Origin of the sequence: Acinetobacter sp. D009 (assembly GCF_038562025.1) — a bacterium.
GTDB classification, from domain to species: Bacteria; Pseudomonadota; Gammaproteobacteria; order Pseudomonadales; family Moraxellaceae; genus Acinetobacter; species Acinetobacter pittii.
Window position 1 is genome coordinate 2,813,325 of record NZ_CP151886.1, and the last position, 14,409, is coordinate 2,827,733.

Annotated in this window: 9 protein-coding genes; 6 read left to right on the plus strand and 3 right to left on the minus strand. The window is 39.9% G+C overall.

All coding sequences use genetic code 11. The features are described from left to right. The first annotated feature begins 151 nt into the window (after nt 1–151). The 5 genes from AAC388_RS13460 (at nt 152) to AAC388_RS13480 (ending at nt 5,993) form a co-directional block, all read left to right on the plus strand. Entirely contained in the window at nt 152–769 is a 618-nt protein-coding gene (locus AAC388_RS13460) for a rhomboid family intramembrane serine protease (protein WP_002117778.1), read from the plus strand. Nucleotides 770–940: 171 nt separating this feature from the next. Further along, nucleotides 941–2,617, plus strand: a complete 1,677-nt coding sequence (locus AAC388_RS13465; RefSeq protein WP_342370789.1) for an arylsulfatase — start codon at nt 941–943, stop codon at nt 2,615–2,617. Further along, a complete protein-coding gene (locus tag AAC388_RS13470) occupies nt 2,614–3,618 on the plus strand; it encodes a formylglycine-generating enzyme family protein (RefSeq protein ID WP_342370790.1) in 1,005 nt (334 codons plus the stop codon). The genes AAC388_RS13465 and AAC388_RS13470 overlap by 4 nt, the downstream gene beginning before the upstream one ends. A gap of 109 nt (nt 3,619–3,727) precedes the next feature. Then, a complete protein-coding gene (locus tag AAC388_RS13475) occupies nt 3,728–3,892 on the plus strand; it encodes a hypothetical protein (RefSeq protein ID WP_000854552.1) in 165 nt (54 codons plus the stop codon). A 553-nt stretch (nt 3,893–4,445) separates the two neighbouring features. Further along, nucleotides 4,446–5,993, plus strand: coding sequence for a hypothetical protein (locus AAC388_RS13480; RefSeq protein WP_068930650.1), 1,548 nt, complete (start codon nt 4,446–4,448; stop codon nt 5,991–5,993). A gap of 47 nt (nt 5,994–6,040) precedes the next feature. Here AAC388_RS13480 and AAC388_RS13485 read toward each other — a convergent pair whose 3' ends face one another. Beyond that, the gene (locus AAC388_RS13485) at nt 6,041–7,375 is read right to left on the minus strand and encodes a D-serine ammonia-lyase (protein WP_342370791.1); all 1,335 of its coding nucleotides are present in this window, start codon (nt 7,373–7,375) and stop codon (nt 6,041–6,043) included. Nucleotides 7,376–7,540: 165 nt separating this feature from the next. Continuing rightward, a complete protein-coding gene (locus AAC388_RS13490) occupies nt 7,541–9,172 on the minus strand; it encodes an inorganic phosphate transporter (protein WP_276124080.1) in 1,632 nt (543 codons plus the stop codon). A 463-nt stretch (nt 9,173–9,635) separates the two neighbouring features. On the opposite strand from AAC388_RS13490, the gene metH reads away from it, so the two are divergent. Next, entirely contained in the window at nt 9,636–13,322 is a 3,687-nt protein-coding gene (gene metH / locus AAC388_RS13495) for a methionine synthase (RefSeq protein ID WP_342370792.1), read from the plus strand. An 81-nt stretch (nt 13,323–13,403) separates the two neighbouring features. Here metH and AAC388_RS13500 read toward each other — a convergent pair whose 3' ends face one another. Next, a complete protein-coding gene (locus tag AAC388_RS13500) occupies nt 13,404–14,408 on the minus strand; it encodes a transketolase C-terminal domain-containing protein (RefSeq protein WP_342370793.1) in 1,005 nt (334 codons plus the stop codon). Nucleotide 14,409: the final 1 nt, after the last annotated feature.

The window sequence follows — 14,409 nt, forward strand, 5'->3', positions numbered from 1 at the left end:
TTCCTCAAGCTGATGCCTTTATATTAACCGAAGATGAGGTAGATTTAAAAAAAATCAACTAAATTTGTCGGATTTATACACAACAGGGTTTCAAGTTAAGTTTTTAATGGCATTATTGACCTCAGTATTGATCATTTTTTAAATATTTCTTATGTTGCATTTGCCGTTTAACCATACAGTTACTCTTATTATTATTACGGTCATTATCTCTTTACTTGCTTTTAGCAATCAAAATGTAATGAACCGATTGATTTTTTGGCCGCCTGCAATGCAACGTGGACAAATTGATCGATTCATTACTCATGGCTTTATTCATGCTGATGGAACACATCTACTCTTCAACATGATTACCCTATTTTTCTTTGGCAGTATTATTGAAAGCTTTTATCGCCAATATTTTTACGACATGGGTTTTGTGTTGTTTTACTTAGGGGGCTTAATCTTCGCGATTTTGCCAAGCTATTTACAACATAAAAATGATGCGAATTGGGCAAGCCTAGGCGCTTCTGGTGCTGTTTCAGCAGTTTTATTTGCTTATATTTTGTTCCAGCCATGGAAACTGATTTTTGTATTTTTCATTCCTGTACCCGCTATTATTTTTGCAATTTTATATGTGGCGTATAGTATTTGGGCTGGTAAGCGCGGTAATAGCCATATTAACCATAGTGCACATTTATGGGGGGCAGCTTACGGAATCATCGTAACCATTTTACTTGAACCTAAAGTTATTCCACATTTCTTAGACCAACTTACTCGCCTTCCTTTCTGAAGCATATAAATCTAAGAAAAAGCCCGTTATGGGCTTTTCTATTTTTCTGATTTATTTATCTGCATAAATTCTCAGTCTTTTTTCTGATTTTCTTTGATCATTTCCTTGTTTTGTTTGCAAAAACCATCTGATTAAACTCGTGCCAATTCTTTTAATAATTCAGATGATACAATGAAGTACAAAGCAATTTTATCTAGCCTTTCTATTGCCTTATTTAGCTTATCTCTGGCTGGATGTAATGACAACGATAATCAACAAAATGTCGTAAGCACGCCTAAGCAACCGAATATCTTATTTATTATGGCTGATGACTTAGGCTATTCAGATTTAGGGGCCTTTGGCGGCGAAATTCACACCCCGAACATTGATAGTTTGGCTCAAGAAGGTCGCCTTTTAACGGATTATCATACTGCCCCGACTTGTTCTCCAACACGCTCTCAACTCATTTCCGGTACTGATCATCATTTAGCTGGTATCGGTGCAATGGCGGAACTCACCCCAGAGCATTTGAAGGGACAACCAGGTTATGAAGGCTATTTAAACGAACGTTCTTTATCGATTGCCCAAGTACTTAAAGACAATGGTTACCGCACGTATATTAGTGGTAAATGGCATTTAGGCTTAACCCCTGAAAGCAATGCACATGCTAAGGGTTTTGATCATTCATTTACCTTATTACAAGGTTTAGACCATCATTTTAAACAAGCTCCAAGTGCCTTTAAACGAAATTCAACTTATACAGAAGATGGGCAAATTATTCCAATTTCGGCATTGCCTGATGACTTTTTCTCTACCAACTATTTTACCGACAAATTACTCAGCTACTTAGATTCAGGCAAAAATAGTGGCAAACCGTTCTTTGCTTATGCTGCCTATACGGCGCCTCACTGGCCAATTCAAGCCCCAGCCGAATATCGTGAAAAATATCGCGGAGTTTATGATGTAGGTTACGATGCAATTCGTAATGCCCGCATTTCTAGACAAAAACAGCTTGGAATTATTCCTGCAAACTTTGATGCAGCAGAACCAATTGCGACTCAAAATGCTCCACAAAAATATGGGAAATGGGATGAGTTAACAGCCGAACAAAAGGCACTAGAAGCTCGTAAGATGGAAATCTATGCGGGTATGGTAGAAAATCTTGATGCCAATGTCGGCCGCATTATTCAATATCTCAAACAAAATAATCTTTATGACAATACTTTAATTTTCTTTGTTTCAGACAATGGTGCAGAAGGTTTTGTACGTGGCGGATATGGCAGTGAATCTGGTTTTGATAACTCTGTAGCAAACGTAGGTACACCTAGTTCGTACCACTATATCGGGCCACGTTGGGCCGAAGTCAGTGCCGCACCTTTCCACTTATGGAAAGATACAGCGGGCGAAGGCGCAACGACTGCCCCTGCTATTGTGAAATTACCAAATCAGAAAAAAGCGGAAGAGACAAATCATAGCTTTGCATCTGTACTCGATGTTTTCCCTACCTTACTAGAATATGCTCATATTCCAGTACCACAAGGTCAATATAATGGCCGGGCCATTAATACGCCATCTGGAATTTCATGGAAACCTTTGCTTGAAAACAAAACCGATACTATTCGCCCTGCAAATTTTAGCTTTGCCGATGAGTTACATGGCAGCAAATATGCAAAACAAGGTGAATGGAAAATCGCACTTCAAGGGCGGCCTGAATTAGGCACAGGGACTTGGGAGCTATACAACATTAAATTAGATCGCGGTGAAAGACAAAACGTTGCTCAGCTTTATCCTGCAAAAGTTCAAGAACTCTTATCGGTCTATCAAAAATATACTGAAAAAAATGGTGTGCAGGAATATAACGCCAAATGAAATTGAAGCCATTTTTAATTACCACAATCAGCCTGTCTATTATGACGGGCTGTAGCCAATCTTCAAAATTTTCTGAATCTAGGCCTTCGACGCAACAGCAAACATCTTTAGCTGATTTAGGGTCTATTGAAAAGTGTCAAAACTATAGTGGTCTGCCTCAGGGTTGGCTCAAACAGCCTACAGCAGGAATGGTTTTAATTGCCGATGGAGATTTTAACTTTGGTTCTGAAAAGGCCTATCCCGATGAACTTAATTTTGGAAAAAAGCAGCGCGAAGTCAAAGGATTTTGGATTGACCAAACTGAAGTTACGGTCGCTCAGTTTGCAAGTTTTGTAAAAGCAACTGGCTATATTACCGATGCCGAAAAACAAAAACAGGCTGCTGTTTTCTCACCAGACCCTCATCACTCACAGCAATGGTGGCAGCTAAAATCAGGGTATACATGGAAAACGCCAAACGGCGGTACTGGAGCTATAGCAAATCCTAAGGAGCCTGTAAGGTATGTAAGTAAAAATGATGCTGAACATTATGCAGTGTGGCTAGGACATGATTTACCAACAGAACTAGAATGGGAATATGCAGCTAAAGCCAATTCAAAAACTGATACCCCTTTACATCAGGCCCCTACTGATGAACATCAACATCCGCAAGCCAATTACTGGCAAGGCGAATTCCCTTTTCAAAACCTAAATCAAGATCACTTTAAAGGTGTTGCACCCGTTGGATGTTTTGCGGCAAATAAATTCAAACTATTTGATATGATTGGAAATGTATGGGAATGGACATCTTCTCCTTATCAAGGTGCTCATGACCAGCATATGGGAAATTATTCTGATTTACGTCAACAAGAAATCACCAGCACTCAATATGTAATTAAAGGTGGATCTTTTCTTTGTGCACAAAATTATTGTTCACGTTATCGTAGCAGTAGCCGTTATCCACAAGATTTTGATTTAGCTGCAACACATGTTGGATTTCGGACTATTTTACGGTCTCCTTAATTTCTTCTTAATTCGACTGATTAAAGATATTTTTTAACCAAAATTAGGTCGAAAAATAATCAAAATATTTTTATAGTACAAATGAGAATGATAAAAAAGTGAGAACAAGATGAAAACTTTACTTCTTTGTGCCGCAGCAATTTTCACAATGTCACTATCAGCCTGTGCGGTTCATACACCTGAAGGTAGTATTGTGATTGACCCTGATTCACCATATTACGGACATCCAGGAGGCTTTTGCCCACCAGGACAAGCTAAAAAAGGACGTTGTTAGAAATACCCTCTTTTAAAGTAATTTTGAAGTTACTCTAAAGAAACAGGCTTCAATCAAGTGATGAATTGAATACTAAATGGAGGGTTCCAGCCCAAAAATAGATGGGATGAAACTAGAAAATTATGGTGTAAAAAATCACCATATCCCCAAGATTTTTAAAAGACAATCTTACGTTGTCTTCTATCTAGTTTCACCCCAATTCTTTCTTATTCCGTTTGACTTTTCTTACCGCTTAAGAAAAAAGTCTAGTTTTTAATCATTTCTGTATCTCTATTATTGATACATTTTGAACATTTTACCTTCAGGTTAATACTGATGTATTTGCTTAATACAAAATAAACATTTATGTAACGTAAGTCTATAAAAATGTTCTAAAAATGTGAAAAAAATTAAGGCCAAAATGAGATGAATTTATCATAATAACTTTCTCTTTCACGTTTCATCACATAAATAATCAATATTATTTTGTCAGTTATTGCCACTCGTTTCCTTTCATTGGCATAGATAATGTATACACATGTATATTAACCCAGTCGTATAAACGAGATATTTTATGTCCAGCACAAGTCAAGTCGAAGGTCTACAATTTCCGGTACACGCCTCAACAAAAAAACAAAGTACATCTCTTACAGGCCAAGAGATTTTGTCAGAGGCTTTATCTATTGTAGATAATAAAACCGCACAACAAGTGTTGAATGAAAAAAACTGGCGAAAAAACTATCCTTTATATTTTAAAGCTCTTGTTAAACAAGGGATTTCTAATATCAACAACCCAATTACTATTGCGAAGCAAGGGTTGCATAAAGCTCACCATATTTTTGATTATTATCGTGATGGTAAACACTACCTTTTAAAAGATGCCGTTCATATTGCTTCATCTACTCCTCTTTATACAGTAAAACTTAAAGGTGAAAGTGAGGCAGCACCAGAGTGGTATGTTCCTTACAAAGGACAAAAGCTGAGTGGACAAAGCTTACTGGACCAAATTCAACGCTGGGAAGAGGCTGGTATTATTGAGCCAAGTCATGCAAAAGCACTTCGTGAAGCTATTGCTCATCCTGAATGGTTCGATTTGTCTGACCGTACGATGGTGCTGTTTGGTGCAGCCTCAGAAGCAGGACCACTGCCTTGGTTAGCCAAATGGAAAGCAAATATTGTTGCTGTAGATTTACCAAACTCACGAGTCTGGGGCAAAATCTTAAATACGATTCAACAAGGGAATGCAACACTCATTGCACCATGTGTTGAAGCCGTTGATTCGTCAGCAAAAGCTTCGGAGTTAAAAGATAAGCTGGGTGCAAATTTACTGACTCAATTACCAGAAATAGCGCAGTGGCTGGTGCAGTTTCCACAAAAGTTAGATTTGGCAGCAATCGCCTATTTAGATGGTGAAAAGCATGTCCGCGTTTCCATGGCAATGGATAGCATTATGCAATTTGTGAGCGAGCATAAGCCTGATACAAGCCTTATGTTTATGTGTACTCCAACCGATGTTTATGCAGTACCAAAAGAAGTTGCAGAGGCTGCTCAAGAGAAATTTAAATCCCGCAGAAAAATGCAAAAATTGGCAGTAAAAGGCGTTTCTGCTCTTTCGCTCAATCGTTTTTTTCAAGCGCCATACCAAGACTTGGTTACATGTGAAAATGGAAAAACTTATGGTATTGCCGACTGCTTAGTGGTTGAACAAGGTCCAAACTATGCTTTAGCAAAACGTATTCAACAATGGCGTGCTATTTTGGCCCGCCATCAAGGACAACGTGTCAGCATTAATATTGCACCATCGACAACCACTCATTCAGTGACTAAAAATCCATTATTGAAAGCAGCTTTTAATGGCGCAGAACTTTTCGATGTAGAAGCATTTAGCCCTGAAACCACCAATGCCATTATGGCGGCGCTCTGGATTCATGACTTAAGAAATGAGTCTTCTGTGGCGAATCCTGAAACTGTCTTAGACCATCCGCTTGAACTTATGATGGAAGGTGCCAATCATGGTGGATTATGGCGTGTCGCTTATTTAGCACGAACTGCCCTGCCTTTTGCGGCAATTTATGGTTTTGCTACCGAGAAACTCCCTTTTAGAAAATCATCTAAAAGATAATTTGATTAAAGCCCAATCTTAGAATTGGGCTTTTTTCTAAAGTGTCTTTATTTACCTTGAAAGTGTGATAGATATTTTTGCATTTCATCAGATGGCACCATGCCACCTCCAGTTGCCCATATTACATGATTTGCCTGTTGCAACTGCTCAGCTGTAAATTGGTGTAAAGCCAAGTAATCAGGACTCGTCTGTAGATAATATGGCCCCATCATGCCTGCTACTGCAGAAGGCTCAAGCTGAATATTCTCAGTTTGATTTAAAAGCGCAATGAGCTCATATAAACGTTCATCATGAATGGTGTAGTAGCCATCGATTAATTGTTGCATAGCACGCCCGACAAAACCTGAAGCACGCCCTACCGCAAGCCCATCTGCCGCAGTAACGTTATCAATGCCAATGTCATTAACTGAAATCTGATCATGCAAACCTGTGTGGACACCAAGTAACATACAGGGCGAATGTGTTGGTTCTGCAAAGATGCAATGTACATGCTCACCAAAAGCCAGTTTTAGTCCGAAACTCACCCCACCAGGCCCACCACCGACGCCACATGGCAAATAAACAAATAATGGGTGTTCAGCATCGACTTTAATGCGTTTTTGCTCAAATTGCTGTTTTAAGCGTATTCCTGCAACGGCGTAACCTAAAAATAATGTTGTTGAGTTTTCATCATCAATGAAAAAGCAGTGTGGATCTTGCTCTGCGGCTTTTCGTCCTTCTTCAACAGCTACGCCGTAATCACTGGCATATTCTACAACGTTAACGCCGAGTGAACGTAGTTTGTCTTTTTTCCACTGTCTAGCATCAGCCGACATATGAACAGTAACTCTAAAGCCGAGTTTGGCGCTCATAATACCAATAGAAAGCCCAAGATTGCCCGTAGAACCTACTGCAATTTGATACTTAGAAAAGAATGCCCTAAATGAATCTTGATCTAATTTACTATAATCATCTTCTGGTTTGAGTAACCCTGCCTGCATGGCAAGTTTTTCAGCATGTGTGAGCACTTCATAAATACCACCACGTGCTTTAATGGAGCCTGAAATAGGTAGATGACTATCCTTTTTCAGCCAGAATGTTCCATTAAGCTGTACTTGTTTTGCTGAAGAAAGTGCTTTTTGCATATGAGCAATTTCAACAATATCTGATTCAATTTTTCCATGTTGTGCTTGAGTTTCAGGAAATACTTTTGCCAAATAAGGTGCGAAACGCGCTAGTCTTGCTTCTGCTTCACTTACATCCTTAGCAGTTAGTCCAACTTTTTCTAAAGCTTCTTTTAAAGGATATCGATGAGGTGTAAACCAAAATGTTTCTTGATAGGCTTGAAGTGTTTCAATAAGTGGAAATTGTTGTTTTAGCTGATGTATTTGAACCGCATTCATAATATATCCTGATATAAAATTTTAAGCCCAACCTATAAAGCTGTTTGATGGCCTATAACAACTTATTAATTTATAGATGAATGTACATGAAAAATAGTCTCAACTTTAAAAACTAAACAAATAAAAAAGCCACTGTGAACAGTGGCTTTAATTTTTTAAATGCTTTTATACAAACTGTAAGAATAACCAGTACAAACCACCTGACAAGCAGATTGTTGCAGGAAGAGTAAATACCCATGCAGAGAGAATTGTCTTCACAGTATTAAAGTTTAAACCTGATTTATTCGCGACCATCGTACCCGCAACAGCACTGTTTAAAACGTGTGTTGTTGAAACTGGCATACCTAAACCATCAGCAGCTGCAATTGTACTCATTGCAACAAGCTCAGCAGACATCCCTTGACCATAAGTCATGTGGTGCTTACCAATACGCTCACCTACAGTCACAACGATACGTTTCCAACCCACCATTGTGCCTAGACCAAGTGCTAAAGCAACAGCCACTTTTACCCAAGTCGGAATGTATTGTAAGAATGAATCTAAGCTACTACGGTATTCTTTCACAAGCTTTTTCTGTGAGTCATCCATTTTTGGTAAAGCCTCTGCTTTATCCAAACGCTTAAACGTTGTGGTACTTAAATACATGTCATTACGAATTTCGCTAATTGCAGCTTCAGGAATATCTTTTAAGTTGCTATAGCTAGAAACTCGCTCACCCAAGTGATCAGTCATACTTGCCAATGCAGGCACAACTTCTGGAGTTTGCTGTTTGGTTTGAATATATTTAGTCAGAATAACACGTGCTTTTTCATCGGTTAATTCTGGCTGATTTTGATTCAAAAATACGGCAGTTTGAGAAGAAAGCTGATGGAATGATTGAACTTGCTGAGTATCAAGATTTTTATTTAATGAATAAGCCAACGGCACTAGACCAACCAAAATCAGCATGATGAGTCCCATACCCTTTTGACCGTCATTAGAACCATGTGCAAAACTCACACCTGTACAGGTAAAGATCAAAATTGCACGAATGATTGCTGGTGGTGGTTTATTCCCTTCAGGTGGCTGGAATAATTCTAATTGGCGTTTAAAAATAGTTTTAACCAACAAGAATACAATCGCTGCAAAAGCGAAACCAATTAAAGGTGAAAATAATAATGCCTTACCGACTTTAATCACCTGATCCATATCAACACCACTGGTCGTTACCCCAGTCGATGCACTCAATAGATGGTTCATAATGCCCACACCCAAGATTGAACCAATCAAGGTATGTGAGCTAGAAGCAGGAATACCCAAGAACCAAGTACCCAAGTTCCAGAGAATCGCAGCAATAAGAAGCGCAAAAACCATTGCGAAACCTGCACCGCTACCCATATTCATGATCAATTCAACAGGTAACAATGCAATAATGCCGTAAGCGACTGCGCCGCTTGCAACCATTACCCCAAGGAAATTACAAAAACCAGCCCACATGACTGCAACCGGTGCTGGTAAAGCATTGGTGTAAATTACTGTTGCCACTGCATTTGCAGTATCGTGGAAGCCATTTACAAACTCAAAGCCTAAAGCAATCAAGAGTGCAGTTGATAAAAGAATAACTGAATAAAGACTCAAAGGTGGTACATGCGCTAAATCAGCACTCACCTGAAATCCAATATAAATAAGTGTTGCAACAATAATCGTCAGAAACACCGGCATAAAAAATTTAGGTGTCGGGACATGTACATTCGTCGATTTGACTTGCAGGTTTGCCGCAAGTTTTGAATCCGAAACAGGGGGTAGATTAGAATTCATGCAGACGGTAAGAGGATAAAAAAATCCTCTGTATTCTTAAATTAAATTATGACAATTATATGACAAAGCGGCGCCTGATGAAGTCAATTTTTCACATTTTGACCTCATTTGATGCACCTTTCCCCTATGATTTTTATTTTTTTATTTAAATACAATAATTTACATAAATCCCCACCCATCTATTTTATGACTATTTTTGAAGCAAAAATATCTAAAAAATTACCTAAACGCTTACTTTTTAAACACTACAACTGTCATAAAACCGAATATTGGAGATGAAATATTTCAATATCATGATCATTTTATGAATATTTGATGAAAAAACAGCCTTCATTTGTCATAAAAGCCGTTTTTAATGAATCTATGACAGTAAATGATAGGTCGTTATAGGTCATCAATTGCGCAACTATTCTGTTACAATAGCGCCGCATTTTTAAATTCATATAAAAGATCGGGGTTTTCTATGTCTACGCTTGCCACCCTAAAAGCGCTTCTTGCTAAACGCATTCTGATTATTGATGGTGCAATGGGAACTATGATCCAGCGCCATAAATTGGAAGAAGCCGATTACCGTGGTGAGCGTTTTGCCGATTGGGCACATGACTTAAAAGGTAACAATGACCTTTTGGTTCTGACCCAGCCTCAAATCATTCAAGGTATTCATGAAGCTTATCTTGATGCGGGTGCAGATATTATTGAAACCAACAGCTTTAACGGCACGCGTGTTTCTATGTCGGATTACCACATGGAAGATCTTGTTCCAGAGATTAACCGTGAAGCAGCACGTTTAGCCAAAGCAGCTTGTGAAAAGTATTCGACTCCAGATAAACCGCGTTTTGTAGCAGGTGTACTTGGGCCAACATCACGTACTTGTTCAATTTCACCTAATGTAAATGACCCTGCCTTTCGTAACATTACCTTTGATGAGCTAAAAGAAAACTATATTGAAGCGACTCATGCGTTGATTGAAGGCGGTGCAGATATCATTTTGATTGAAACCGTATTTGACACATTAAACTGTAAAGCTGCGATTTTTGCGGTAAAAGAAGTCTTTAAACAGATTGGTCGCGAATTACCAATTATGATTTCAGGGACCATTACCGATGCATCGGGTCGTACCTTAACAGGTCAAACTGCCGAAGCGTTCTGGAACTCTGTACGTCATGGCGACTTGCTATCGATTGGTTTTAACTGTGCGCTTGGTGCAGATGCCATGCGTCCTCACGTAAAAACCATTTCCGATGTAGCTGATACGTTTGTTTCAGCGCACCCAAATGCAGGCTTACCAAACGCTTTTGGTGAATATGATGAAACGCCAGAGCAAACTGCAGCATTCTTAAAAGAATTTGCAGAAAGCGGTTTAATTAATATTACTGGTGGTTGCTGTGGTACAACACCTGATCATATCCGTGCGATTGCCAATGCGGTAAAAGATATTGCCCCTCGTCAAGTTCCTGAAACTGTACCTGCATGCCGTTTGAGTGGTTTAGAACCATTTAATATTTATGATGACTCATTGTTCGTTAACGTGGGTGAACGTACTAACGTTACAGGTTCGAAAAAATTCTTACGCTTGATCCGTGAAGAAAACTTTGCCGAAGCTTTAGAAGTTGCACAGCAACAAGTGGAAGCTGGCGCACAGATTATCGACATTAATATGGATGAAGGGATGCTCGATTCGCAAAATGCGATGGTGCATTTCTTAAACCTTGTGGCTTCTGAGCCAGATATTTCACGTGTGCCAATCATGATTGACTCATCAAAATGGGAAATCATTGAAGCTGGCTTAAAATGTGTACAAGGTAAACCTGTAGTTAACTCGATTTCTTTAAAAGAAGGTTATGACGAGTTCGTAGAAAAAGCTCGCCTGTGCCGTCAATATGGTGCTGCAATTATTGTTATGGCATTTGACGAAACAGGTCAGGCCGACACTGCTGCACGTAAGCGTGAAATCTGTAAACGCTCATATGACATTTTGGTTAACGATGTAGGCTTCCCTGCTGAAGATATTATTTTTGACCCGAACGTGTTCGCAGTTGCAACAGGGATTGAAGAACACAATAACTATGGCGTCGATTTCATTGAGGCCACAGGTTGGATTAAACAAAACTTACCGCACGCCATGATTTCTGGTGGCGTATCGAACGTTTCGTTCTCGTTCCGCGGTAACGAGCCTGTTCGTGAAGCCATTCACTCTGTGTTCTTGTACCATGCCATCAAGCAAGGCATGACCATGGGTATTGTGAATGCCGGCCAAATGGCAATTTATGATGATATTCCAGCCGAGCTAAAAGAAGCTGTTGAAGATGTCATCTTAAACCAAAACCAAGGTGAGTCTGGTCAGGCGGCGACTGAAAAATTGCTTGAAGTGGCTGAAAAATACCGTGGCCAAGGCGGTGCTACAAAAGAAGCCGAGAACCTTGAATGGCGTAATGAATCTGTAGAAAAACGTCTTGAATATGCGTTAGTCAAAGGTATTACCACTTACATTGATGAAGATACCGAAGAAGCTCGCCTCAAAGCCAAACGTCCTTTAGATGTAATCGAAGGCGCTTTGATGGACGGTATGAACGTGGTTGGTGACTTGTTCGGTTCGGGCAAAATGTTCTTACCACAAGTTGTGAAATCTGCACGTGTTATGAAGCAAGCTGTGGCTTGGCTCAACCCGTACATTGAAGCTGAAAAAACAGGTAGCCAATCTAAAGGTAAAGTCCTGATAGCAACTGTTAAGGGCGACGTACACGATATTGGTAAAAATATTGTAGGTGTAGTACTCGGCTGTAATGGTTATGACATTGTTGATCTTGGCGTGATGGTCCCTTGCGAGAAAATCTTACAAACTGCAATTGATGAAAAATGTGACATCATCGGCTTGTCAGGTCTGATTACTCCATCTTTAGATGAGATGGTATTTGTTGCGAAAGAAATGCAGCGCAAAGGCTTTAACATTCCTTTATTAATTGGTGGTGCGACTACTTCTAAAGCACACACTGCAGTAAAAATTGATCCTCAGTACCAAAACGATGCTGTGATTTATGTTGCCGATGCTTCACGTGCGGTGGGTGTTGCAACCACTCTCCTTTCGAAAGAAATGCGTGGAAACTTTATTGCAGAGCACCGTGCTGAATATGCCAAGATTCGCGAGCGCTTAGCCAACAAACAGCCAAAAGCTGCAAAATTGACCTATGCTGAGTCAGTTGAAAACGGTTTTAAAATTGACGAAAGCTATGTACCACCAAAACCAAATCTTTTAGGAACACAAGTTCTCACTAACTACCCGCTTGCAACCCTTGTAGAGTATTTTGACTGGACACCATTCTTCATTTCTTGGAGCTTGGCAGGTAAATTCCCGAAAATTTTAGAAGATGAAGTGGTTGGTGAAGCTGCAACAGATTTGTACAACCAAGCTCAAGCGATGTTGAAAGATATTATCGACAACAACCGTTTTGATGCTCGTGCCGTATTCGGTATGTTCCCTGCACAGCGCACTGACGCAGACACAGTGAGCGTATTTGATGAAGCGGGTCAAAATGTTACGCATACTTTTGAGCACTTACGTCAACAATCTGACAAAGTGACAGGTAAACCGAACTTGTCTTTGGCAGATTACATTCGTAATGACCGTGAGCAACAAGACTACTTAGGCGGATTCACTGTATCGATTTTTGGTGCAGAAGAACTGGCAAATGAGTACAAAGCCAAAGGTGATGACTACTCTGCAATCTTAGTTCAGTCATTGGCAGACCGTTTTGCTGAAGCTTTTGCCGAACACTTACATGAACGCATTCGTAAAGAGTTCTGGGGCTATAAAGCGGATGAACAGCTTAGCAATGAAGAACTGATTAAAGAGAAATACGTTGGTATTCGTCCTGCACCGGGCTACCCTGCTTGCCCTGAGCACTCTGAAAAGGCAGTATTATTTGACTGGTTAGGTTCTACCGACAAAATCGGCACTAAACTAACTGAACACTTTGCAATGATGCCACCATCTTCAGTAAGTGGTTTTTATTATTCTCATCCACAAAGTGAATACTTTAACGTGGGTAAAATCTCACAAGACCAACTTGAAGATTATGCAAAACGTAAAGGCTGGACACCAGATGAAGCGAAACGTTGGTTAGCGCCGAATTTAGATGATTCGATTGCTTAAGTTGATATAAATAAACCTGATTAAAAAATAGGCGTGAGGGAAATTCCATCACGCCCTTTTCAATTTAAAAATTTAATCTTTTTACTTCAAATGTGACTTAATCTTCTCTTTAACTGCTTCAGTTGAAATACCATATCGATCATGCAAAGTGGGTAATGCGCCTGCATCTAAAAATGCATCTGGCAAACCAATCATGTCAAAACGAGGATGTTGACCATTTCTTAGAAGTAGTGAGCCAACAGCTTCTCCTAACCCACCAATGACTGAATGATTTTCGGCAGTTAAAACAGGTCGGCCACCTTTTGTGACTTCATCTAAAATAGTTTGTTCATCTAGAGGCTTAATGGTCGGTACATGTAGCACTGAAACCTCAATGCCCTCTTTTTCAAGCTCTTCGGCTGCCTCAAGCGCACGCATGGTCAATAAACCAGTCGAAATAATGAGTAAGTCTTTACCGGGTTTAATCACCTGTGCCTTACCCAATTTAAACTGGTAGTTGTATTTATCGAGCACTAATGGAACCTGACCACGCAATAAACGCATATATACGGGGCCATTATGCGCGGCAATCTGAGGAATTGCCTGTTCGATTTCCAAGGCATCACATGGATCGATAACCATCAAGTTCGGCATAGCACGGAAAATTGCAATATCATCCGTTGCCTGATGACTTGGGCCGTAGCCCGTGGTTAACCCCGGAAGTGCCGCCACAATTTTGACATTCAGGTTATCCTCTGCAATTGCCATACAAATAAAATCGTAGGCACGGCGTGATGCAAACACGGCATAGGTCGTCGCAAAAGGAACAAATCCTTCACGAGCAAGTCCTGCTGCTGCGCTCATCAAAAGTTGTTCTGCCATGCCCATTTGGAAAAACTTGTCTGGGTTTTCTTTGGCAAAAATATGTAGGTCTGTATATTTTGATAAATCTGCGGATAACCCCACAATATCGTCACGCTCTTTTGCCAAGGCATTCAGTGCATGTCCAAATGGTGCTGGTTTGGTAGGTTGCCCCTCGGCAGCAATAGAAGCAATCATTGCCGAAGTGGTTAGTTTTTTCTTAGAAGGATTGGCTAACTGGCTCATG